23 protein-coding genes are annotated in these 23,452 nt (G+C 32.6%); 18 read left to right on the plus strand and 5 right to left on the minus strand.

The genetic code is table 11. The features are described 5' to 3' along the window. Positions 1-31 precede the first annotated feature (31 nt). From xseB to MUA60_RS07450, 6 genes are all read left to right on the plus strand, one after another. Positions 32-223 (plus strand): exodeoxyribonuclease VII small subunit, encoded by a 192-nt coding sequence (xseB, locus tag MUA60_RS07425; RefSeq protein WP_394812745.1) that lies wholly within the window; start codon positions 32-34, stop codon positions 221-223. Then, a complete protein-coding gene (locus MUA60_RS07430; RefSeq protein WP_262650488.1) occupies positions 204-1,082 on the plus strand; it encodes a polyprenyl synthetase family protein in 879 nt (292 codons plus the stop codon). Before xseB ends, MUA60_RS07430 begins: the two co-directional genes overlap by 20 nt. A gap of 56 nt (positions 1,083-1,138) precedes the next feature. Next, positions 1,139-3,007 carry a 1-deoxy-D-xylulose-5-phosphate synthase gene (dxs, locus tag MUA60_RS07435; RefSeq protein WP_262650490.1) on the plus strand — a complete coding sequence of 623 codons (1,869 nt, stop codon included), beginning with the start codon at positions 1,139-1,141 and terminating at the stop codon, positions 3,005-3,007. A gap of 148 nt (positions 3,008-3,155) precedes the next feature. Further along, the gene (ahrC, locus tag MUA60_RS07440; protein WP_025904936.1) at positions 3,156-3,608 is read left to right on the plus strand and encodes a transcriptional regulator AhrC/ArgR; all 453 of its coding nucleotides are present in this window, start codon (positions 3,156-3,158) and stop codon (positions 3,606-3,608) included. Positions 3,609-3,625: 17 nt separating this feature from the next. Continuing rightward, complete coding sequence (recN, locus tag MUA60_RS07445; protein WP_262650491.1) at positions 3,626-5,302, plus strand: DNA repair protein RecN; 1,677 nt, start codon at positions 3,626-3,628, stop codon at positions 5,300-5,302. A 23-nt stretch (positions 5,303-5,325) separates the two neighbouring features. Then, positions 5,326-6,030, plus strand: coding sequence for a sporulation initiation factor Spo0A C-terminal domain-containing protein (locus tag MUA60_RS07450; protein ID WP_262650493.1), 705 nt, complete (start codon positions 5,326-5,328; stop codon positions 6,028-6,030). Between the two features lie 2 nt (positions 6,031-6,032). On the opposite strand, the gene MUA60_RS07455 is transcribed toward MUA60_RS07450, so the two are convergent. After that, positions 6,033-6,290, minus strand: coding sequence for a DUF2627 family protein (locus MUA60_RS07455; protein WP_025904933.1), 258 nt, complete (start codon positions 6,288-6,290; stop codon positions 6,033-6,035). Between the two features lie 120 nt (positions 6,291-6,410). On the opposite strand from MUA60_RS07455, the gene MUA60_RS07460 reads away from it, so the two are divergent. From MUA60_RS07460 to MUA60_RS07500, 9 genes are all read left to right on the plus strand, one after another. Then, entirely contained in the window at positions 6,411-7,301 is an 891-nt protein-coding gene (locus MUA60_RS07460; protein WP_262650495.1) for a phosphate acyltransferase, read from the plus strand. Between the two features lie 209 nt (positions 7,302-7,510). Continuing rightward, positions 7,511-8,611, plus strand: coding sequence for a Glu/Leu/Phe/Val dehydrogenase dimerization domain-containing protein (locus MUA60_RS07465; RefSeq protein ID WP_316964789.1), 1,101 nt, complete (start codon positions 7,511-7,513; stop codon positions 8,609-8,611). Then, positions 8,611-9,672, plus strand: a complete 1,062-nt coding sequence (gene buk, locus MUA60_RS07470) for a butyrate kinase (RefSeq protein WP_262650497.1) — start codon at positions 8,611-8,613, stop codon at positions 9,670-9,672. Before MUA60_RS07465 ends, buk begins: the two co-directional genes overlap by 1 nt. Before the next feature lie 11 nt (positions 9,673-9,683). Beyond that, complete coding sequence (gene lpdA, locus MUA60_RS07475; protein ID WP_262650499.1) at positions 9,684-11,096, plus strand: dihydrolipoyl dehydrogenase; 1,413 nt, start codon at positions 9,684-9,686, stop codon at positions 11,094-11,096. Positions 11,097-11,110: 14 nt separating this feature from the next. Beyond that, positions 11,111-12,109 carry a thiamine pyrophosphate-dependent dehydrogenase E1 component subunit alpha gene (locus MUA60_RS07480; RefSeq protein WP_025904928.1) on the plus strand — a complete coding sequence of 333 codons (999 nt, stop codon included), beginning with the start codon at positions 11,111-11,113 and terminating at the stop codon, positions 12,107-12,109. Next, a complete protein-coding gene (locus MUA60_RS07485; RefSeq protein ID WP_262650500.1) occupies positions 12,102-13,085 on the plus strand; it encodes an alpha-ketoacid dehydrogenase subunit beta in 984 nt (327 codons plus the stop codon). The genes MUA60_RS07480 and MUA60_RS07485 overlap by 8 nt, the downstream gene beginning before the upstream one ends. Positions 13,086-13,096: 11 nt before the next feature. Further along, on the plus strand, positions 13,097-14,371 hold the full coding sequence (locus MUA60_RS07490; protein WP_262650502.1) for a dihydrolipoamide acetyltransferase family protein: 1,275 nt from the start codon (positions 13,097-13,099) through the stop codon (positions 14,369-14,371). A gap of 73 nt (positions 14,372-14,444) precedes the next feature. Next, complete coding sequence (locus MUA60_RS07495) at positions 14,445-14,882, plus strand: BrxA/BrxB family bacilliredoxin (protein WP_025904925.1); 438 nt, start codon at positions 14,445-14,447, stop codon at positions 14,880-14,882. Positions 14,883-14,900: 18 nt separating this feature from the next. Beyond that, positions 14,901-15,866: an aromatic acid exporter family protein gene (locus MUA60_RS07500; RefSeq protein ID WP_262650503.1), complete on the plus strand. Its 966-nt coding sequence runs from the start codon at positions 14,901-14,903 to the stop codon at positions 15,864-15,866. 236 nt (positions 15,867-16,102) lie between these two features. On the opposite strand, the gene prli42 is transcribed toward MUA60_RS07500, so the two are convergent. Beyond that, the gene (gene prli42, locus MUA60_RS07505; RefSeq protein WP_150527395.1) at positions 16,103-16,204 is read right to left on the minus strand and encodes a stressosome-associated protein Prli42; all 102 of its coding nucleotides are present in this window, start codon (positions 16,202-16,204) and stop codon (positions 16,103-16,105) included. 95 nt (positions 16,205-16,299) lie between these two features. Between prli42 and MUA60_RS07510 the strand changes: the two genes are divergently transcribed. Together MUA60_RS07510 and gndA are read left to right on the plus strand one after the other, a co-directional pair. Beyond that, complete coding sequence (locus MUA60_RS07510) at positions 16,300-17,415, plus strand: M20/M25/M40 family metallo-hydrolase (RefSeq protein ID WP_262650505.1); 1,116 nt, start codon at positions 16,300-16,302, stop codon at positions 17,413-17,415. A 110-nt stretch (positions 17,416-17,525) separates the two neighbouring features. Next, the gene (gndA, locus tag MUA60_RS07515; protein ID WP_262650506.1) at positions 17,526-18,929 is read left to right on the plus strand and encodes an NADP-dependent phosphogluconate dehydrogenase; all 1,404 of its coding nucleotides are present in this window, start codon (positions 17,526-17,528) and stop codon (positions 18,927-18,929) included. 50 nt (positions 18,930-18,979) lie between these two features. On the opposite strand, the gene MUA60_RS07520 is transcribed toward gndA, so the two are convergent. Continuing rightward, positions 18,980-19,840 carry an effector binding domain-containing protein gene (locus MUA60_RS07520; protein WP_232174181.1) on the minus strand — a complete coding sequence of 287 codons (861 nt, stop codon included), beginning with the start codon at positions 19,838-19,840 and terminating at the stop codon, positions 18,980-18,982. A 28-nt stretch (positions 19,841-19,868) separates the two neighbouring features. Then, entirely contained in the window at positions 19,869-21,353 is a 1,485-nt protein-coding gene (zwf, locus tag MUA60_RS07525) for a glucose-6-phosphate dehydrogenase (RefSeq protein WP_262650508.1), read from the minus strand. 195 nt (positions 21,354-21,548) lie between these two features. Here zwf and rnz point away from each other — a divergent pair, with 195 nt between their 5' ends. After that, positions 21,549-22,466, plus strand: a complete 918-nt coding sequence (rnz, locus tag MUA60_RS07530; protein ID WP_025907037.1) for a ribonuclease Z — start codon at positions 21,549-21,551, stop codon at positions 22,464-22,466. Positions 22,467-22,523: 57 nt separating this feature from the next. On the opposite strand, the gene proC is transcribed toward rnz, so the two are convergent. Next, positions 22,524-23,339 carry a pyrroline-5-carboxylate reductase gene (gene proC / locus MUA60_RS07535; protein ID WP_262640936.1) on the minus strand — a complete coding sequence of 272 codons (816 nt, stop codon included), beginning with the start codon at positions 23,337-23,339 and terminating at the stop codon, positions 22,524-22,526. Positions 23,340-23,452: the final 113 nt, after the last annotated feature.

Consider the following 23,452-nt stretch of genomic DNA (forward strand, 5'->3'; position numbering starts at 1 on the left):
AAATGTGACTAAAGAACAAACTTTTGAAGAAATGATGGAAGAATTAGAAAAAGTCGTCGGTAAATTAGACGAAGAAAATATTTCTCTTGAGGAATCAATTGAACTTTATCAAAGAGGTATTGAATTAAGTAGTAAATGTGAAAGGAAACTTAAAGCAGCGGAAGATAAAGTAAATAAACTTGTTCAAAAAGAAGGTGATTCAGATGAGTCAAATCATGAATAGTTATGTAGATAAGTTCACTGAATCACTTAAACAAACGAAACTAGATTCAGTTGTAAATACACAATTAGAAGAAAGTATGCGCTATTCTTTATTAGCAGGTGGTAAGCGTATTCGTCCTGTACTATTATTAATGACGTTATCGATGTTAAAGACAGATATTAATAAAGGAATGGAAACGGCAAAAGCACTTGAAATGATACATACATATTCCCTTATACATGATGATTTACCAGCCATGGATAACGATGATTACAGACGAGGAATGGAAACGAATCATAAAATCTATGGTGATGCGACTGCAATCTTAGCTGGTGATGCATTATTAACAAAGGCTTTTGAACTGATTACTAAAGATACATATATTGAAGCTGACGACAAAGTGAAATTGATTAGATTGCTTTCTGAATCAGCAGGCCATCAAGGTATGGTTGGTGGACAAGTGTTAGATATGGAAAGTGAAAACAAAGAAATTTCGCTAGATACTTTACGCAAAATCCATAGATATAAAACTGGCGCATTGATACGTTTTTCTGTCGTTGCAGCCTGTACGCTCGCTAAAGTTAATAGTAAGACATTTTTATTACTTGATTCATTTAGCCAAGAATTAGGATTAATATTCCAAATTAAAGACGATTTACTAGATATTGAAGGGGATTTCGATAAAATAGGTAAGTCGGTTGGTAGTGACGTCGCGAATCATAAGAGTACTTATGTGTCTTTATTAGGTAAGACGAATACTAAAGTTGCTTTAGAACAACATGTGAATCAAGCGTTATATTTACTTGAACAATTAGAAGATCAATATAACACTGAAGAACTCAAGTCTCTCACAAAATTATTTGCAAATAGAGAAAATTAATCTATTTAATAATTTAGATGACTAGTCACAAGAATCGGGCTAAAGGTGGTTAAAAAATGGATGTTTCAAAAATAAAAAACCCATCCTTCCTCAAAGATTTATCTCATCAAGAACTTGAACAACTGAGCAGTGACATTAGGAAATTTTTAATAGAAACTTGTTCAGTAACTGGCGGACATATTGGGGCAAATTTAGGTGTGGTTGAATTAACATTGAGCCTACATAAACATTTTAATAGCCCTGTAGATAAAATATTATGGGATGTTGGACATCAAACATACATTCATAAAATATTAACCGGAAGAGGCCACGAATTTAATTCTTTGCGACAATATAAAGGATTATGTGGTTTTCCTAAAATGAAAGAATCTGAACATGATGTATGGGAAGCTGGACATAGTTCAACTTCTTTATCTGCTGCTGTGGGGATGGCAAAAGCAAGAGATATATTAGGACAAGATCATCATGTTGTACCTGTAATTGGTGATGGTGCTTTAACAGGTGGTATGGCATTAGAAGCATTAAACCACATAGGACATGACAAAACGAATTTAACGATTATTTTAAATGATAACGAAATGAGTATCGCACCAAATGTCGGTGCAATGCACAATATGTTTGCAAGAATACGATCAAACCAAAATTATAATCGCTTTAAATTTGATGCTGAAAGTTTGATTAACAGATTGCCTGGTGGAGATTTGTTAAAAGAGTCCGCGGATAAAATTAAAGACAGTTTAAAATATTTAGTCGTAGATGGCATCTTCTTTGAAGAACTCGGCATTAAATATATTGGGCCAGTAGATGGCCATAATTTTAAAGCATTAGATGAAGCGATCACCGTTTCTAAACAAATGGACAAACCTGTTCTCATACACGTTGTCACTAAGAAAGGGAAAGGTTATAAACCTGCTGAGAAAGATGTAATTGGGACTTGGCATGGTTTAGGACCATATAAACTTGAAACGGGTGAAGTGATAAAAGGAAATGCTGAAGGTCCAGCATGGAGTGCTTTAATGAGTGATGAAGTATTAGCTTATGCGCAACAAGACAAACGAATTGTTGCAATCACGCCAGCTATGCCTATTGGATCAAAATTAACTAAATTTCAACAAACGTTACCTGAACAATTTTTTGATGTAGGTATTGCTGAACAGCATGCTGTTACGATGGCAGCAGGATTAGCGACACAAGGCATGAAACCATATGTCGCAATCTATTCAACTTTTATGCAACGTGCTTACGATCAGTTGTTACATGATGTAGATCGTCAAAACTTAAACGTATTATTTGGTGTTGATCGAGCTGGACTTGTTGGAGCTGATGGAGAGACACACCAAGGTGTATTTGATGTTGGCTTTTTAAGTCAATTTCCTAACTTTACAATCATGATGCCTAAAGACGGAAATGAAGCGAAAAATATGATCAAAAGTGCTTTTAAAACTGACCATGGTCCAATGGCGATTAGATACCCAAGAGGAAATGCTCCGTTACTTGATGATTCTAAAGATAGTGAATTACTCAAAATAGGATCTTGGAATGTTGAAAGAAACGGTGATGATCTAACCATTATAAGTTATGGACCAACAGTCTCACTTGTAACAGAGTTAGCAGATGAATTATTGAAAGAGGACATCCATATCAATATTATTAATGCTCGGTTTATAAAACCTATGGACTATGAAATGCTTCATAATCTCGGTAAAGCGTCTAAACCGATCCTGACAGTTGAAGAAGCTATGTTGACTGGTGGTTTAGGAAGTCAAATTGCTACTTTTATGAAAGACAATGATTATCATAATATTATGCGCAGAATAGGCATAAATGACACGTACATTGAGCATGGTGATGTAGGTTTATTATTAGAAGATATTGGTATCTCTAAATCAAATATCATATCTACTGTCAAATCTTTAATAAAGTAGTTAAGAGAAATATATGAATATTTATGTTGAAAAAGGCGCTTTAGTATATCTAAAGCGTCATTTAAATGTTTGTAGCGCTTACATTACTATTTTTTTCAATTTTATGCTATTATAAGTGTATAAATATTCATTAACAGAGGTGTATGTAATGGCGAACAAAACAATGCGTCAGATTAAGATAAGAGAAATAATTTCTAACGAACAAATTGAAACACAAGAAGAATTAGTCAAAAGACTAAATGAATATGATTTGAATATCACACAAGCTACAATATCTCGTGATATTAAAGAACTTCAATTAATTAAAGTTCCAGCACCTTCTGGTCAATATATCTATAGTTTACCTAGAGACCGTAAATATCACCCGATTGATAAATTAGGTAGATACTTAATGGATTCATTTGTAAAAATTGACGGAGCAGATAATTTATTAGTCCTTAAAACATTACCAGGTAATGCGCAATCAATTGGTGCAATAATTGACCAAATCGATTGGACAGAAGTAATTGGGACGATATGCGGTGATGACACATGCCTAATTATTTGTAAAGATACTGAAGCAGCTGAAGTGATTACGGATAGAATTTTTAATATGCTTTAAAGGAGATTTAATATACAATGTTACAAGCACTTACAATTAAACAATTCGCTATAATTGAATCTTTAGAAATTAATTTTTCAGGTGGACTAACTGTTTTAAGCGGTGAAACTGGTGCTGGTAAATCTATTATTATAGATGCTATTGGTCAGTTAGTAGGTGCAAGAGCCTCACAAAGTTTCGTGAGACATGGAGAACAGAAGGCGACAATTGAAGGCGTATTTGATATTGATAATGTACCTAACGTCAATAAGATCTTAAGTGAGTTAGATATCGACTTTGACGAAGATTTCCTGTTTGTAAAAAGAGAAATCTTTGCTTCAGGGAAAAGCATATGTAAATTAAATAATCAGAATGTAACGCTATCTGATTTAAAAATTGTCATGCAAGAATTACTTGATATTCACGGGCAACATGAAACACAAATATTACTTAAGCCTAAATATCATTTATCCTTGTTAGATGATTTTGCTGATGGTACTTATCAAGCTGAAATTGATCAATACGACGAAACTTTTCAATCTTATCGCTTAAAGAAACAAGAACTTGAAAAGTTAGAATCTCAAGACCAAGCATTATTACAAAGATTAGATTTAATAAAATTCCAACGAGATGAATTACAAGATGCGAATTTAAAAGAAGACGAAATTGATTTTTTAAATCAAGAAATTAAGAAACTACAAAATCACGAAAAAATAAACGAAAGTCTTAATAAAGCACATATGTTATTGAGTAGTGAAGAAAACATTACTGATAAAATTTATGAGCTTAATCAAGAAATTCAACATATCAACGATATAATTCCGGATAAATACACTGCTTTTAGTGAAGAATTAGATCAAATGTATTACACTTTAGAAGACTACAAACATGAATTATATAATGAGTTAACGTCTAATGACTTTGATGAATCTTTACTAAATGAGTATGAGTCTAGATTAAATGTACTCACAGACCTCAATCGTAAATATGGCAAAAGCATACCTGAATTAATCAAATATAGAGATAAAATTGACGATGAAATTTATAAAATTGAGAACTACGAACAAAGTACATCTCAATTACGTGAAGAAATTAATGATCTTTATACAAACGTTGTAAAATACGGAGAAGCACTATCGACTAAAAGAAGACAAGTTGCGTTGGATCTTAGAGATAGATTAGTTGAAGAAGTACAGAATTTACACATGCAAGATGCGAATATAGAAATTACATTCACTAAAACGAAGCCTACTCAATATGGCTTAGAAGAAGTAGAATTCTTAATCAGCCCCAATAAAGGAGAACCATTAAAAAGCTTAAATAAAATAGCTTCTGGCGGCGAACTATCAAGAATAATGCTTGCGTTGAAAAGTATATTTGTTTCTTCAAAAGGACAAACAGCAATATTATTCGATGAAGTAGATACAGGTGTATCTGGTAGAGTCGCACAAAAAATGGCTGAAAAAATGCATCAAATTGCGCAAACACTTCAAGTGATATGTATTTCGCATTTACCTCAAGTTGCAGCAATTAGTGATAATCATTTGTATATCGCTAAAAAAACCGTAAATGATAGAACAACGACTTCTATAAAACAATTAGATGGTGAAGATAAGATAGATGAAATAGCAAGAATGATATCAGGTGTTGAAGTTACAGAATTAACTCGACAACACGCTAAAGAAATGATTATACAAAACAAAAATTTAAAATAGAATGATTCGTTAGGGTGTTAAGCATGGTAATTAAGGTAGCAATAATAGAAGACTCGAAAGCATATGTTAGTGAGATGGCACAATATTTAAAAAAACACGATATTGAAATTGTTAATATTGGATACAACGGTAAAGAGGCACTTGACATTTTAAATGGAGAAGTTTTCGTTGTTCTTCTATTAGACTTAATCTTGCCACACATAGATGGCATGACTTTGCTTAAAAAATATATAAAACAAAATAAGCAATTTAAAGTGATATGTATGAGTGCTTTTGTGAGTGATGATGTCTTAAAAGAATCTGTTTCATTAGGAGTAGATTACTTCTTAATTAAACCTGTTGAGTTTGATGTCTTGTTAGATACGATACAACGTGTATTAACGACAACAGATTCTAATATAAAAGAAATGGATGCTTTAGATTTATTACTTGAGAATATTGGATTTTCATCAAATTTAAACGGGTACGAATATATTAAGTATGGTGTACACCTTATGCTTCAATATAATCGTAAGATGCCGTTAACTAAAGAACTATATCCTTTAATTTCTCAAAATTATAATATTCAAGCGAATAATGTAGAAAGGTCTATAAGACATGCCATTAAATTAGCTTGGGATAAAGAATTAAAGTCCTATTGGTATAATAGCGAAAAATTGTATGTAAGACCTACAAATGGTGAGTTTTTATTACATTTATATGAAAAGTTTAAAAAAGAGACTAGATAAGCCTAGTCTCTTTTTTTGGCGTTTTGTTTCTTCATAAAATGTTCTTGTGCGCGTTTATTTTTCTTTTCACGATGTAGTATATAACCCCCAATGAATACTACACCAAATACAAAGAAGATAAAGCCTAATAAAAACTGTAACCAAATAAAATGTAATTGTGGAACAAGTTGTCCGAAAACAGCATCTCTCATCCATTTAATACCTAGTCCTGCAATGATACCTGGTATCACCAAAATGAGTAATGCAATATACTTTTGCATAAGTTAAAACTCCTATTAATTAATAACTTATATTATATATGAGATAATGAGTAAAAGTAAACATTGAAAAAATGGAATAAACGGTACAATTTGATTATGATAGTAATAGGAGGGGATTAAATGCTTTTTAAAGATATGATAAAAAACGGTCAAAATATATCAGCTACAATTGCTGTATGTAAATCTAATGATGAAGGTGTCATTAAAGCAATTGTTAAAGCGATTAAACATACAAAAGCTAGGTTCATGTTGTTTGATGAACGACCACAAGATGAGTTGATCAGGTCATTTAATTTAACACATGAAGAATTAAATAGAATAGAAATTATTCAAACACTCAACGAAGAACATACTGTATCTCAATGTGTACAAGTTGTAGCAGATGGAAAAGCTGACTTAATTATGAAGGGGTTAATTTCAACATCAGAATTGTTGAAAGAAGTATTAAAAGATAAATATAACTTGAAGACCAACTATAGAATGAGCCATATCGCGATATTTAATATACCTGAATATCACAAGATGTTAACTGTATCAGATGTTGCGATGAACATTGCACCAAATATCGAACAAAAAATTGAAATCACATCGAATTTAGTTTATTCGCTCAAAAAAATTGGTATCGACTCACCTAAAATAGGGGTGCTTTCTGCAATTGAAAATGTGAATCCGAAAATGCAGTCGTCGGTTGATGCAAATGAAGTCGTGTCTTATTTTAATCAAGAAAAACCAGATCTTGAAATAGAAGGTCCAATTGCATTTGATGCTGCAATTAATAAAAAAGCATCCATTATTAAAAAAATAGATTCAAAAATTTCAGGTAATGTTGATGGTTTAATCGTCCCTCAAATTGAAAGTGGCAATATTTTATATAAATCACTCGTATATTTATCGAATGCCGATGTAGCATCTGTTATAATTGGTGCAAAAATACCCATAATTTTAACTTCTAGATCAGATTCATCACAAGATAAATTTCATTCTATATGTAGTGCGTTAATGCTTATTTAGTATATTATAATAACAAATTAATAACTATACTCTTTATTTCAAAGTATTGAAAGAGCTTACAATGCTTTTATATCAATAAAGATTGAATTTTCTAAAAATTTTTACTTTTTGTAAGCGCTATCATTTTTCGTCAATTTATTTGATAAATAAAACATTTCATGTAAAATTAGAAATGAAGTTATTATATAAAAGTTGAAAAGGGGATTATTATGTTATTTGAAACGATAGAAAAATATAACTATGAGCAAATAGTATTTTGTCACGATAAAAGTTCAGGATTAAAAGCGATCATTGCGATCCATGATACAACATTAGGACCAGCACTTGGTGGTTGTAGAATGTGGCCATACGAAAGTGAAGAAGAAGCTATTAATGACGCATTACGCCTATCAAGAGGTATGACATATAAAAATGCTGCAGCTGGTTTAAACTTAGGTGGCGGTAAAACAGTTATTATCGGAGATCCTAAAAAAGATAAATCAGAAGCTTTATTTAGAGCTTTAGGTAGATATGTAGAAAGTTTAAATGGTCGTTATATTACTGCTGAAGATGTAGGAACGACTGAAGACGATATGGATATTATCTTTGAAGAAACTGATTACGTAGTTGGTTTATCTGAAAATCACCAATCTAGTGGGAACCCAAGTCCTAAAACTTCATTAGGTGTATTTGTTTCTATGAAACGCGCAGCTAAAGAAGCATTTGGAACAGATGACTTAAACGGGAAAACAGTTGCTGTTCAAGGTGTTGGACACGTTGCTTACGAACTATGTCGTTATTTACATGAAGCAGGCGCTCAATTAGTTGTAACAGATATTAACCAAGATCCAGTTGATAGAGTTGTAAATGACTTCAACGCTCAAAGTGTAGGAATTAATGATATTTATGATGTAGATGCTGATATCTTTGCACCTTGTGCTTTAGGTGGCGTATTAAATGATGATACTATCGCACGTTTAAAAGTTAAAGTCGTATGTGGTAGTGCAAACAACCAATTACAAGACATAGATGTACACGGTGCTCAATTAGAAGATAAAGGTATTGTATATGCACCTGACTTCGTTGCTAACTCTGGTGGTGTTATCAACGTTGCGGATGAATTAGATGGATACAATGAAGTACGTGCTATCTCAAATATTGAAAAAATTTATGACCAAATGGATAAAGTATTTGAAATTAGTAAACGAGATCAAATTACTACTGCACGTGCAGCTGAAATTTTAGCTGAAGAACGAATTGAACAACTGATGAATGTAAGAAGTAATTTCTTAAAAACTGAAAGATCTATCATTTCTAGAGGTAAAAAATAATGAAAAAAATTCTTGTACTTAATTTAGGAAGCACATCATCTAAAGTTGCAGTATTTAATAACTATGATATGTTATTTGAAGATGTTATCAGACATGATATCGATCAAACTAATCTTCCATTAATTGATCAAGTCCTGTTTCGACTTGAAAGTATCAAGAACTCATTAAACCAACATCATATCTCACTACAAGCAATAGATGCTATTGCTTGTAGGGGTGGTGTTTTAAAGCCTATACAAGGTGGAACATATCATGTTAATAACATCATGTATCAAGACTTGAAATCTTTTAAATATGGATTTCATGCCTCAAATTTAAGTGGTATTATCGGCTATACATTTGCTAAAGAATTAAATATACAGGCATATATTGTTGATCCAGTCGTCGTAGATGAATTAATACCTGAAGCAAGAATTACTGGCATAAAAGGTATTGAAAGACGCAGTATCTTCCATGCATTAAACCAGAAATCAGTCGCTAAACAATATGCAGCTGATACAAACAAAGCATATGAAGATATTAATGTCATCGTCGCACATCTTGGAGGCGGTATAAGTGTAGGTGCTCATAGAAAAGGAAGAGTCATCGAAGTTAATGACGGCTTGTTAGGCGAGGGTCCATTTAGTCCTGAAAGAGCTGGTTCCATTCCGAATGATGCGTTAATTAAATGGGTTATTGATCACGATTTAAATGCTAAAGAAGCTAATAATGAATTAAGTAAAAATTCTGGGTTATTATCATATTTTGGTACAAATGATTGTTTAAAAGTAGAACAAATGATGGAAAATGGCGATAAAACTGCTAAACTTGTCTTAGATGCCATGTGTTATCAAATTGCTAAATCTATAGGGTCTTGCGCGGTCGTTTTAGAAGGTCAAATCGATCAAATTATCATTACTGGCGGATTAAGTTATTCAAAATATATCACAAATAAAGTAAAACAATATGTATCTTGGCTACAAAATGTTACTATATATAAAGGAGAAAAAGAAATGCACGCCTTAAATATTGGCGTAATGGACCTCTTACACGGTAAAATTAGTACCAAGTCATATGAATAAGGAGTAATACTATGTCTAAAGAATATGATTTAGTTGTTCTAGGTGGTGGTACGGCAGGCTATGTATCAGCAATTCGTGCTTCTCAACTAGGAAAAAAAGTCGCAATTGTAGAGAAATTTAAGTTAGGTGGAACTTGTTTACATAAAGGTTGTATACCTACAAAATCATATTTAAAAACTGCAGAAATTTTAAGATACATACAACATTCAAACGCATATGGTATTAAAACTGCTTCAGCTGATTTTGAAATGACGGATGTTGTTGCTAAGAAAGATGAAACAGTTACTACGATGTACAATGGTGTACAAAGTTTGATGAAAAAATACAAAATTGACATTTACGAAGGTAATGGCAGAATTCTAGGACCTTCATTGTTCTCGCCTCAAGCTGGAACTGTATCTGTTGAATTTGAAAATGGCGAATCAGAACTACTCGTTAATCAACATGTATTAATTGCAACAGGATCAAGACCAATTGAATTACCATTCTTAAAGTTTAACCATCAAACCATCATTTCAAGTGATGATATGATGCAATTAGAAACGTTGCCTGAAAGCATGTTAATTATCGGTGGCGGTGTAATTGGACTTGAATTTGCATCTTTACTAAATGATTTAGGTGTAAAAGTAACAGTTGTAGAAGCTGGGCAATCTATTATCCCTAACGAACAACGAGAAATCAGTAAAACGATTAAACGTAGCTTTGAAGAAAATGGCATAACCATTCATGAGAATTGTCCTTTATCTGAACAAGATGTCAATATACATGATCAACATGTAGATGTCACACTTCAAAACGAGCAACAAACTTTTGAAAAAGTATTAGTCGCAGTTGGTAGGACACCGAATACTGAAGATTTAGGATTGAACAACACAAAAATAAAGACCGATGAAAAAGGCTATATACTAACAAATGACGTTTATCAAACAGATGATAAACATATTTATTCGGTTGGAGATGTCATCGGTAATTATCAATTAGCACATGTTGCAACAAAAGAAGGCACTATTGCAGTAGAGCACATGTTTGATCAAAATCCTATCACATTAGATTACTTAACAGTACCAAGATGTATATATACAAATCCTGAAATTGCTTCGATAGGGATGACTGAACAGGATGCTAAAGCGCAAAATATTAATTTCAAAAAATTCAATGTACCATTTAAAGCGATTGGCAAATCCGTCATCGAAAATAATGGACTTGGTGAATGTATATTAATTAAAGATATAGACAATGAAAAAGTGCTTGGCATTCATATGATTGGTGCAAAAGTAACTGAATTAATTAATGAAGCAGCTCTATTTACATTTATGAATGGCTCTACTGAAGAACTAGCAACTACTGTACATGCACATCCTTCAATTGGAGAAGTGCTCATGGAACTAGGGTTAAAATCTGAGAATCGTGCTATTCACGTCTAAAGAGGAGAGATTAGATGTTAGATTATAAGACTGTCGGATTAACGCATGAAGACTTAAAAGAAATTTATAAATGGATGTTATTAGGTAGAAAAATTGACGAGAGAATGTGGCTACTTAACCGAGCAGGTAAACTACCGTTTGTTATTAGTTGTCAAGGTCAAGAAGCAACACAAATTGGCACATATTATGCACTAAAAGACGAAGACGTATTAGCACCTTACTATAGAGATTTAGCTTTAGTTACAGCACGCGGTATTTCTGCAGAAGAATCTATGTTAGCTGCATTTGCTAAACAAGGTGATACTTCAAGTGGTGGTAAGCAAATGCCATCTCACTTTAGTAAAAAAGATTTATCTATTTTAACGCAAGGTTCTTGTGTAACAACTCAAGTATTACATGCAGTTGGCGCAAGTTTATCACTTAAAATGGATGGCAAAGAAGCGATTGCACTTGCTACTTTAGGTGAAGGTAGTACCAGTCAAGGTGATTTCCACGAAGCAATGAACTTTGCTGGTGTTCATAAGTTGCCATTTATTTGTATTATTGAAAACAATAAATATGCTATTTCCGTACCAAGTCACTTACAGTATGCAACAGATGATTTATCATCAAGAGCTGCAGGTTACGGTGCATTTGGTGAACAAGTGGATGGTAATGATCCTATAGCTGTTTATGAAGCAGTAAAACGCGCAAGAGAACGTGCAATTAATGGTGAAGGACCAACACTTATTGAAGCATTATGTAGCCGTTTAACACCTCATTCTTCAGATGATGATGATAATTATCGTCCAGCAGAAGAGATGAAAGAAGAAAAAGAAAATGATTGTATGATTAAATTCAAAGAATATTTAGTTGAACATCAAGTTACAAACGATGAATGGTTCAGCCAAATTGAAGATGAAATAAAACAAGAAATCAATACGGCTACTAAAAATGCAGAAAAAGCACCTTATCCATTACCGGAAGAAGCTTTAACACATGTATATGATCAAGGAGGCGAAAAGAATGCCTAAGTTATCCTATCTTGACGCGATTAATCAAGGAATGGACCAAGCGATGGAAAATGATAATAGCGTATTTGTTATCGGCGAAGATGTTGGTCTAAAAGGCGGCGTATTTGGCGCAACTAAAAATTTATACAACAAATATGGTGAAGGACGTGTAATTGATTCACCATTAGCAGAATCAAATATCGTTGGTGCTTCAATTGGTGCTGCTATGATGGGTAAAAGACCGGTATCTGAAATTCAATTTGCAGAGTATATCGTTCCGGCAACAAACCAAATCATCAATGAAGCAGCAAAAATAAGATACCGTTCTAATAATGATTGGGATTGTCCTTTAACAATTAGAAGTCCATTTGGTGGCGGAATTCATGGCGCATTATATCATTCTCAAAGTATTGAGAGTATATTCTGTTCAACACCAGGCTTAAGAGTTGTCATTCCATCATCACCATACGATGCTAAAGGTTTACTTCTTGCGGCAATTGAAGATAATGACCCTGTATTATACTTTGAACATAAAAAAGCATACAGACTATTAAAAGAAGAAGTTCCTGAAGAATATTATACTGTCCCAATCGATAAAGCAGATGTTAAACGAGAAGGTACAGATATTACAGTATTCACTTATGGATTATGTGTAAATTACGCACTTCAAGCAGCTGAAATATTATCAACTGAAGGTATAGATGCAGAAATAGTAGATTTACGTTCATTATATCCACTAGATAAAGAAACAATTATTAATTGTGCAAAAAAGACTGGCAAAGTATTGGTAGTAACTGAAGATAATCTAGAAGGTAGTGTTATGAGTGAAGTATCTGCCATAATAGCTGAAAATTGCTTATTTGATTTAGACGCACCAATTGCAAGACTTGCAGGTCCAGACGTACCAGCTATGCCGTTTTCACCACCAATGGAAGATTTCTTTATGATGAATCCTGTGAAAATAGAAGAAAAAATGAGAACATTAGCTGAATTTTAGGAGGTTAAATTATGGACGTAAAGATGCCGAAACTTGGAGAAAGTGTTCATGAAGGTACAATCGAACAGTGGCTTGTTAAACCAGGTGACACAATTGAAGAGTACGATGCACTGTGCGAAGTGATAACAGATAAAGTAACAGCTGAAGTACCTTCAATATTTAATGGAACAATTAAAGAAATCATTGTCGAAGCTGGTGAAACAGTAGATGTTGGAACAGTTATTTGTACAATGGACATTGAAGGTGAATCATCAGAGGATAACAATAATGGTTCTGATGAACAAACTGAACCAGACGTAACTAAAGAAGATCAACCTGCAAAAACTGAAACACCTGTTTCTAATGAACCACAAGAAGGACCAATGAATAACGGTCAATATTCACCTGTTGTATTTAAATTAGCAAGTGAAAATAATATTGATTTAAATAAAGTTAAAGGTACTGGAAATTTAGGAAGAGTAACTAAAAAAGACATTTTAAATGCGATTGAAAATGGTGTACCAACTGAAGATGCATTATCTAAACAAGTAGATGCACCAACTCAAGAAATTGCTCAAAACACAGCTCAACCAGAAACGTCTTCTTTACCTGGCGATTCAATTCCAGTCAATGGTGTAAGAAGAGCAATTGCGAATAAAATGTTGCAAAGTGTTCATGAAATCCCACATGCTTGGATGATGGTCGAAGTTGATGCTACAGAACTTGTTAAAACAAGACAACATCATAAGTCATCTTTTAAACAAAATGAAGGTTATAACTTAACATTCTTCGCATTCTTCGTAAAAGCTGTTGCAGAAGGATTGAAAAAATATCCGATGTTAAATAGTACTTGGGCAGGCGATGAAATTAAAATTCATAAAGATATTAATATTTCAATCGCAGTAGCTAGTGAAGATAAATTATATGTACCTGTTATTAAAAATGCTGATGATAAATCAATTAAAGGTATCGCTCGTGAAATTAATGATCTTGCAACTAGAGGAAGAAAGCATAAATTAACTTCTCAAGATATGCAAGGTGGTACATTCACAGTCAATAACACGGGTTCATTTGGCTCAGTATCATCAATGGGTATTATCAATCATCCACAAGCTGCTATTTTACAAGTTGAATCAATTGTGAAACGACCTGTAGTTGTCAATGATATGATCGGTATTCGTGATATGGTTAATTTATCATTATCCATTGATCATAGAATATTAGATGGTCTAATGGCCGGTGAATTCTTAAAATATGTAAAAGAAAGATTACAAAGTATGACAATCGAGAACACATCTATATATTAATAAAACCTTGTCATTGTTTTACCCTTAAATCTCCTGTAAAATAGACTTATCTATTATTACAGGAGGCTTTTTTATGGAAATGGATTTCAATTTATATATGAACGACGTAGTCAATTCTGCGAGAAATGAAATAGAAGCGGCTGGATACAAACAATTAACAACTAAAGAAGAAGTTGAAGAAACTTTCAACAAACCAGGTACAACGTTTGTTATGGTTAATTCAGTTTGTGGATGTGCAGGCGGAATCGCAAGACCGGCAGCACAACATGCGTTACACTATGATAAATTACCAGATCAATTAGTAACTGTATTTGCAGGTCAAGACAAAGAAGCAACAGAAACAGCACGTGATTATTTCGAAGGTTATCCACCATCAAGTCCATCATTTGCTTTTCTAAAAGATGGCAAAATTGTCAAAATGATTGAAAGACATGAAATCGAAGGTCACGATCCAATGAGTGTTATTACAAACATTCAAGCACTATTTGAAGAGTATTGCGAAGAAGTGTAAAGGAACGGTTCATTTCTTATGCAAATAAAACCGTACAGAATAGGATACAGAACAATAAAAACTGCCCTAGGGATGACATTAGCTGTCATCCTTTCTAGGTTAATCGGCTTAGATAATTATGCATCCAGTGCTATTCTTGTTGTATTATGTATTAAGGATACAAGAGTTAAATCATTTGAAGCTGCAATATATAGATTTATAGCATGTTTAATAGCAATTTTGATAGGTTCAGTATTTTTCACTTATTTAGGAAGTACGCCTATTATACTTGGTATTATGGTGCTTTTATTTATACCCGTAACAGTCATGATTGGTGTACAAGAAGGAATTGTAACAAGCTGTGTTATTATACTTCATCTGTATATGGCTAAAACGATTGATATGAATGTCGTCATAAATGAAATTTTATTACTTTTAATCGGTATCGGTATAGCTTTAATCATGAATATGTTTATGCCAAGTTTAGATTATAAACTTAACAACTATAAGCGCAAAATAGAAGACGACTTTATATTAATAACCTTTATTTATAGTCAATGCTTACAAGATCCAAATAAGAAGATTAATGTACCGTCATTCGATATCGTTTCAGAAAATATTAGAAAAGCTAAATCATTAGCATTTAGAGAAGTTAAAAATCATTTTGTGAGAAATGAGAACTCTTACTATCATTATTTTGATATGAGAGAAGAACAATTAACTTTATTAAAAAGAATGAAAAAATTAATCGAATCCATGCAACACAGTCAGCATGCACATCATTTATGTAGTCAATTGTTATTAGAAGTATCACAAAACGTACAAGGTAACGATTACTCACTCATGAGATTGCATAACCTATATGACATAAAAATAAAATTACAATCTATCGAGCTACCAAAATCACATCAAGAATTAGAAAGTATCGCAACACTATTTCAACTATTAAACGAAGTAGAAGAATACTTACTAATCAAATCACAATTCGGTAGCCTTAAGAAGTAAAAACGCAATGCAATACAGCATTGCGTTTTTTGTGTATATAGTGGGGGAGATGACTTAAAGTTTGAAACCTAATCTATGAAATACCCAAACTCTTGGCTTAATAATAGACTTAAGCTACGAAATACTGAATCTCTTAGCTTAATGATGAACTTAAGCCATAACATAGCTAATTTTCCGGCTATAACCCAAAACAAAAAACGCTTCTCATCATGAGATAGCGCTTTTGAATTATATTATTAATTTAATAGGAATGGTAAGATACCTGATAATACAAGTGCAGCTACGATTGCTACTAACATTACGATGATTATGATTTTACGTACATTCTTATTTCCCATGATAACCCTCTCTTTAAACATTAGTTTTGTATATATTTATCAACTATTATACACTAGATTATGAGATATTTAAATAAATGAAAAGAGGGACTATCATGATTAATGAAGAAAGATTATTAAATACTTTTATGGAACTTGTAAAGGTAGATTCTGAATCTAAAAATGAAAGAAAGATTGCTGACTTATTAAAGCAAAAGTTTACGGATTTAGGTTTAGATGTTAAAGAGGATGACTCTCAAAGTGAAACTGGGTATGGTGCGGGTAATTTAATTTGTAAATTAAAAGGTGAAGATTCTAACAAGACACCGATTTATTTTACAAGCCATATGGATACTGTTACGCCTGGTAATAATATTGAACCTGAATTACGTGAAGATGGTTACATTTATTCTAAAGGTGAAACAATCTTAGGTTCTGATGATAAAGCTGGTTTAGCTGCAATTTTAGAAGCTATTCAAGTTATTAAAGATAACAATATTCAACATGGTGATATCGAATTTATCATTACAGTAGGTGAAGAATCTGGTTTAGTTGGTGCTAAAGCGTTAAATCCTGATGATATTCAAGCGAAATATGGTTTTGCTATTGATGCACCAGGTAAAGTAGGTACAACGGTTGTAGCAGCTCCTACACAAGCTAAAATAGAAGCTATTATTAAAGGTAAAACAGCACACGCTGGATTAGAACCTGAAAAAGGAGTTTCTGCTATTAATATTGCTGCTAAAGCTGTTAGTCATATGAACTTAGGACGTATCGATGAAGAAACAACTGCTAATATCGGTAGATTCGAAGGTGGAACAGCAACTAATATCGTAAGTGATCATGTATATATTTTAGCAGAAGCTAGATCTTTAGATGATGAAAAAATGAACCAACAAGTCACACATATGAAAGAAGCATTCGAGAAAACTGCTGAAGAATTTGGATGTACTGCAGAAGTTAATGTACAAATTATGTACCCAAGCTTTAATTTAACTGAAGAAGACGACGTTGTTCAATTAGCTGTTAAATCTTCTGAAAAAATTGGACGTAAAGCAGACCTTGTTAAACTAGGTGGCGGATCTGACGGAAATGTTATTAGCGGATTCGGAATTCCTACTGTTATTTTAGGTGTTGGTTATGAATATATTCATACAACAAATGAACGTATGCCAGTTGAAGAATTACAAAAAATTACAGAACAAATCGTTGCAATTGCTGAACTTGCATAAAAATTCAGTATGTAAACGCATTCATTTGAAATTAAAGACTTTATAGACGAAAAACGTATTCAAACTATGTTAAAATGTACTAGAAAATGAAAAAAAGTGAGGTTAATTTCATGACACAACAAATAGGTGTAGTTGGTTTAGCTGTAATGGGTAAAAACTTAGCTTGGAATATCGAATCACGTGGTTACTCAGTTTCAGTGTATAACCGTTCAAAAGAGAAAGTCGACCAAATGGTTGAAGAATCACAAGGTAAAAATATACATCCAAACTATTCAATCGAAGAGTTTGTAGATTCATTAGAAAAACCAAGAAAAATTTTACTTATGGTAAAAGCTGGTGAAGCAACAGATAAAACAATCGATAGCTTATTACCATTATTAGATAAAGGCGACATCCTTATCGATGGCGGAAACACTAACTATTTAGATACGATTCGTCGAAATCAATACTTAGATGAAAGTGGAATAAACTTCATTGGAACAGGTGTTTCAGGTGGAGAAGAAGGCGCATTAACTGGTCCTTCAATTATGCCTGGTGGTCAGAAAGAAGCTTATGAATTGGTAGCACCAATTTTAGAAAGCATTTCTGCAAAAGCAAGCGACGGTTCTCCATGTGTAACATATGTTGGTCCAGACGGTGCTGGTCACTATGTAAAAATGGTGCATAACGGTATTGAATACGCAGATATGCAATTAATCGCTGAAAGTTATGACTTAATGAAACGTGTATTACACATGGATCATAAAGAAATCGCTGAAACGTTTAAATCATGGAACGCTGGCGAATTAGAAAGTTATTTAATTGAAATCACAGGCGAAATCTTTAATAAATTAGACGAAGATGGTACACCATTAGTTGAAAAAATTATGGATAAAGCTGGACAAAAAGGTACTGGTAAATGGACTTCAATTAATGCTTTAGAATTAGGTATTCCATTAACAATTATTACTGAATCTGTATTTGCTAGATTTATTTCTTCATTCAAAGATGAAAGAGTTAAAGCAAGCACAGCGTTTAATCCAGAAGTAACGGAGTTTGATGGTGACAAAGAAGCATTCTTAGAACAAATCAGACAAGCACTTTATATGAGTAAAATCTGTAGTTATGCACAAGGATTTGCTCAAATGAAAACTGCTAGTGAAACAAATAACTGGAACTTAAAATTAGGTGAGTTAGCTATGATTTGGAGAGAGGGTTGTATCATCCGTGCGCAATTCTTACAAAAAATCAAAGACGCTTACGATAATGATGCATCATTAACAAACTTATTATTAGATCCTTATTTCAACGATATCGTTGCAAAATATCAAGGTTCATTAAGAGAAGTATCAGCTACTGCAATCAAAGCAGGAATCGCAACACCTGGTTTCTCTTCAGCAATCAATTACTTTGATAGTTACCGTTCAGAAGATTTACCTGCCAACTTAATTCAAGCACAACGTGATTACTTTGGTGCACATACTTATGAACGTAAAGACAAAGAAGGTATTTTCCATACTGAATGGACTAAATAATAAGATATAACAAAACAACCCGTTATCTTCAAGAGATAGCGGGTTGTTTTTTAATTCATTCTTTTATGATCAATAGGTATCCAAAGTTGTACTTTAGAAGTTTCTTGATCAAAATTAACATCAAGAGGGTAAACCTCAACATAAAAATCATCATGCAAATAAGGCATTTTAAGTTGCCATTGATTTTCAATATGATGCCAAGCTTCACTCACTACAAAATCCAATTCACCTTGTAAATTAAACGTCGCAAAATGATGTCCAGGTAAATAGTAATTATCTAAATGACCTGGATATCTTTCACTAGGAACACCTACAAATACTTCGAGTCCATCTACAAGTGGTCTTCGAATAACGAATAGTTGATTAGGTTTAACATCATTATATTTAATAAAGTCTTCTATGTAATTATTCTCTAATAACATTTCTAATAAGTCAGGTATTAAAAAATGATTATCTAGTTCATTTGAATGATAATGATGATTTTTTCCTACTAACTTTAAATCATCTTTGTATTGTAATGAATAATTTAACGGTTCTGTTTCTGTAGAAGTTAATTTAATAGAGACTCTTTTTTTAATTTTAAGCATAGATTGATGTGTCTTCGTTTGTAGCGGACTTATGCCATGATATGCATTAAAATCATGAGCGAATGCATGTGCATCTCTGTATCCATACTTTAAGGCAATATCTAAAATACGTGAATGACCACTTAAAATATCAAACGCCGCTTCAGTCATTCTTCTAGCAAGTTGATATTCAATAGGTGTCATACCAATAACCATCGTAAATGATTGGTTCAAGTGAAAAGGGGACTTTTCAACGTGATCGCTCAAAGTTTGTAAATCGATATCGCTCAATAGATGATCTTCAATGTACACAATTGCTCTTTGTAAATCTTTAATTACTTCCAATGTTCAGTCACTCCTGTTGGCAGAAAGATTAGTTAATATCGTCCCACCATTTAAATCCATCAATAGACAATAATAATTGACTCTTAATCGGTCCATTAGTACCCGCTCTATAATTAGGGAACGGTGCTTTATCATTGTCCCACACATTTTGTATCACATCTACATATTTCCATGTTGCTTTTAATTCTTCCCAATGCGTAAAGTTTGTTGAATCACCTTTAAGACAGTCGAAGATTAAGTTCTCATATGCATCAACTGTATTCATTTTATCTTGTGCACTCATTGCGTATGATAATTGAACAGGTTCTGTTTCTATACCTTGAACTTGTTTTTTAGCATTTAAATGTAGTGAAAGACCTTCATTAGGTTGAATATTAATGACAAGTAAATTAGATTCTAGTTCTGAATCACGTTGATAATATAAATTCATTGGTACTTCTTTGAATTCAACAACGACTTGAATACCTTTTTTCTTCATTCTTTTACCAGTTCTAATAAAGAATGGAACGCCAGCCCATCTGAAATTATCTATCAATACTTTACCAGCAACGAAAGTAGGGGTATTAGAGTCTTCTGCTACTTTATCTTCTTCTCTATAGCTTCGAACTTCTTCGCCTTCAATTTGACCTTTATCATATTGTCCTCGAACAAAGTTCTGTTTAACTTCAGACTCATCTAATGCTCTAATTGAACGCAATACTTTTACTTTTTCATTTCTAACATCTTCACTGTTTAGACTAATAGGTGGTTCCATTGCTAATAAAGCAACCATTTGTAACATATGGTTTTGGAACATATCTTTTAATGCACCACTATTTTCATAGTATCCACCACGATCTTCTACACCTAATATTTCAGATGATGTTACTTGAATATTAGAAATATATTTATTATTCCATAATGGTTCGAACATCGCATTCGCAAATCTTAACACTTCGATATTCTGTACCATATCTTTACCTAAATAATGGTCGATTCTGTAAATTTCTTCTTCTTTAAATGAACGTCTAATTTGTTCATTTAATTCTTCAGCAGATGCTAAATCTGTGCCGAAAGGTTTTTCGATAATTAAACGTTTGAAACCGTCAGTATCTGTTAAACCTGAAGATTTTAAGAAATCTGTAACAGTTCCAAAGAATTGAGGTGCCATTGCTAAATAAAATAATCGATTACCTTCTAATTGATATTGTTCATTTAACTCATTTGAAAAAGCTAATAATTCTTCATAACTAGAAGGGTCACTAACATCGTGCGATTGATAAAACACATGTTCCATAAATTCATCTAACTTGTCTGTATTCTGTACATGTTTCTCTACTGAAGCTTTAATTTCATTTCTGAACTTTTCAGTAGTCCAATCTCTTCGACCAACACCAATTATTGCGATGTGCTCGTCTAATTGATTTTGTTGATATAAATGAAAAATAGATGGGAATAATTTACGGTGACTTAAATCACCTGTAGCCCCAAATATTGTAATTAAGCATGGAATATTTCTAGTTTCGGTTGTCATTTATTTACCTCGATTCTCTAACTTTTTCACAATTTACAATATTAATTATTATAACATGTTAGTGATTGATATTCTTCCATTTGAACTGTTAAATTTTCAATTTATTCAGTAAGTTGTATAATCATCATCATTTTTATGTATTTTTATAAATCATTGTACGATACATGTTATAATAATATCGTAAGGAGGAAGACGATGGAACTCACATTTTTAGGCACAAGTGCCGGATTACCGACTAAAGAAAGAAATACACAATCAATTGCCTTTAATTGCCTACCTCACGTCAATCAACTATGGTTATTTGATGTTGGTGAAGCAACTCAACATCGAATATTACATACTGGCATTAAACTTGGCAAAATAAGTCATATATTTATTACGCACTTACATGGTGACCATATATTTGGATTACCTGGATTATTAACAAGTCGTTCCTTCCAAGGTGGTAAAGATAAACCTTTAACAATAATTGGCCCTAAAGGTATAGCAAAGTTTATACAAACGGCATTAGAAATTTCTCAATCAAATTTAAATTATCCGATAACAGTAAATGAATTCAACACGGAAACCGAACTTAATATCGATGGCTTTCATATTAAAGCTTTACCTTTAAAACACGGTATATTATCTGTCGGTTATCGCATCACAGCACCTGATATTGAAGGGAAGCTTGATGTTGAAAAACTTAAAGCAATCGGAATTGAGCCAGGACCAAAATATCAAGAAGTAAAAGCAAACGAAACTTTTGAATACGAAAATCAAACTTATCAATCTAAAGATTTCAAAGGTCCTAAGAAAAAGGGCAAAGTGATTACAATCTTTGGTGATACGATGCCATGTCAAAACGAACATATCCTTGCTCAAGATGCAGACGTTATTGTTCATGAAACAACGTATATCGAAGGCGATAAAAAATTAGCGAATTCTTATTATCATAGTCATATTGAAGATGTCTTTCAATTAATGACTGATGTTAATGTAAAAAAAGGTCTATTCACACATTTATCTAATCGATATGAATTAGAAGATATTCAAACAGTTGAAGCCACATTGCGTTCAGCTGTAAATCATGACTTTAAATTTGTAAAAGATTATGACCAATTTCAAATATAAAAAACATCTCATCTTATATGTATTTTAAGATGAGATGTTTTTTTGTAACTTATTTAATTAATCTTCATCCGCTTCTGCAAGTTCGATACTTCTCTTAACAGCTGCGTTTAAACAATCTAAGAAAATAGCTTCAATGTCATGGTTGCTTAACGCATTTAAACCAGCTTGCGTTGTACCACCTTTAGACGTAATATTTTTTCGTAATTGATCCATTTTTAAATCAGAGCGTTCGATCATTTTACCAGTACCAATAATCAACTCTTTAATAGACTCTTCAACTTGAGATTGTTCAATGCCTAATTTAGTACCAGCATTTACATATTGTTCAAATACGTGATATAAGAATGCAGGTCCACTACCAGTGATAGCTGTCACTTGGTGTAAATGGTCTTCTTTAACTTCTAATGCTGTACCGAAAGCTTCAATAAGCGTCAATACTTCTTGCTTAGAATTAGGATCAAAGTTTGTAGAGAAACTAATACCTGTTACTGAATGACCAACGTGTGCATTCGTATTTGGCATAATTCTAGCAATTGGATTATCAGCTTGTAAATTATCTCTAATATAACTAATTGGTAAACCAGCCATAATTGAAATGAATTTATTATCACTCGTTATGAAAGGTTTAATGCGTTCAGCTAATTTTAAGAAATCATAAGGTTTTGTACTTAAGAATACATAATCTGCATCTTTCAACAATTCTTCATCATCATAACTATAGCTAACGCCTAAAGCTTCATGATAACTTTCCAATGCTTCTTGGTTCGACTTATTTGTTAAATAAATATTTTCAGGTTCAATCGACTTACTGTTAACAATTCCAGTGAATATCGCGTTTGCCATATTACCAGATCCATAAAACACAATTTTCATAATAATATCACTCACTTCCATATGAATTCATTTTAATTATAAAGAAATATAATCTTATGTCAAAATTGCTTGTATCGTATTTAGTTTTTTTGAAGTGTTATGATACATTATAC

This window comes from Mammaliicoccus sciuri (assembly GCF_025561425.1).
GTDB lineage: Bacteria > Bacillota > Bacilli > Staphylococcales > Staphylococcaceae > Mammaliicoccus > Mammaliicoccus sciuri_A.

Coding starts and splice junctions, on each gene's coding strand:
- MUA60_RS07460 (WP_262650495.1), top strand. CDS start 6,411: ATGCTTTTTAAAGATATGATAAAAAACGGTCAAAATATATCAGCTACA.
- MUA60_RS07490 (WP_262650502.1), top strand. CDS start 13,097: ATGGACGTAAAGATGCCGAAACTTGGAGAAAGTGTTCATGAAGGTACA.
- gndA (WP_262650506.1), top strand. CDS start 17,526: ATGACACAACAAATAGGTGTAGTTGGTTTAGCTGTAATGGGTAAAAAC.
- MUA60_RS07510 (WP_262650505.1), top strand. CDS start 16,300: ATGATTAATGAAGAAAGATTATTAAATACTTTTATGGAACTTGTAAAG.
- xseB (WP_394812745.1), top strand. CDS start 32: ATGATGGAAGAATTAGAAAAAGTCGTCGGTAAATTAGACGAAGAAAAT.
- lpdA (WP_262650499.1), top strand. CDS start 9,684: ATGTCTAAAGAATATGATTTAGTTGTTCTAGGTGGTGGTACGGCAGGC.
- recN (WP_262650491.1), top strand. CDS start 3,626: ATGTTACAAGCACTTACAATTAAACAATTCGCTATAATTGAATCTTTA.
- MUA60_RS07500 (WP_262650503.1), top strand. CDS start 14,901: ATGCAAATAAAACCGTACAGAATAGGATACAGAACAATAAAAACTGCC.
- MUA60_RS07485 (WP_262650500.1), top strand. CDS start 12,102: ATGCCTAAGTTATCCTATCTTGACGCGATTAATCAAGGAATGGACCAA.
- MUA60_RS07495 (WP_025904925.1), top strand. CDS start 14,445: ATGGAAATGGATTTCAATTTATATATGAACGACGTAGTCAATTCTGCG.
- proC (WP_262640936.1), bottom strand. CDS start 23,339: ATGAAAATTGTGTTTTATGGATCTGGTAATATGGCAAACGCGATATTC.
- dxs (WP_262650490.1), top strand. CDS start 1,139: ATGGATGTTTCAAAAATAAAAAACCCATCCTTCCTCAAAGATTTATCT.
- rnz (WP_025907037.1), top strand. CDS start 21,549: ATGGAACTCACATTTTTAGGCACAAGTGCCGGATTACCGACTAAAGAA.
- zwf (WP_262650508.1), bottom strand. CDS start 21,353: ATGACAACCGAAACTAGAAATATTCCATGCTTAATTACAATATTTGGG.
- MUA60_RS07465 (WP_316964789.1), top strand. CDS start 7,511: ATGTTATTTGAAACGATAGAAAAATATAACTATGAGCAAATAGTATTT.
- MUA60_RS07480 (WP_025904928.1), top strand. CDS start 11,111: ATGTTAGATTATAAGACTGTCGGATTAACGCATGAAGACTTAAAAGAA.
- MUA60_RS07455 (WP_025904933.1), bottom strand. CDS start 6,290: ATGCAAAAGTATATTGCATTACTCATTTTGGTGATACCAGGTATCATT.
- ahrC (WP_025904936.1), top strand. CDS start 3,156: ATGGCGAACAAAACAATGCGTCAGATTAAGATAAGAGAAATAATTTCT.
- prli42 (WP_150527395.1), bottom strand. CDS start 16,204: ATGGGAAATAAGAATGTACGTAAAATCATAATCATCGTAATGTTAGTA.
- MUA60_RS07450 (WP_262650493.1), top strand. CDS start 5,326: ATGGTAATTAAGGTAGCAATAATAGAAGACTCGAAAGCATATGTTAGT.
- buk (WP_262650497.1), top strand. CDS start 8,611: ATGAAAAAAATTCTTGTACTTAATTTAGGAAGCACATCATCTAAAGTT.
- MUA60_RS07430 (WP_262650488.1), top strand. CDS start 204: ATGAGTCAAATCATGAATAGTTATGTAGATAAGTTCACTGAATCACTT.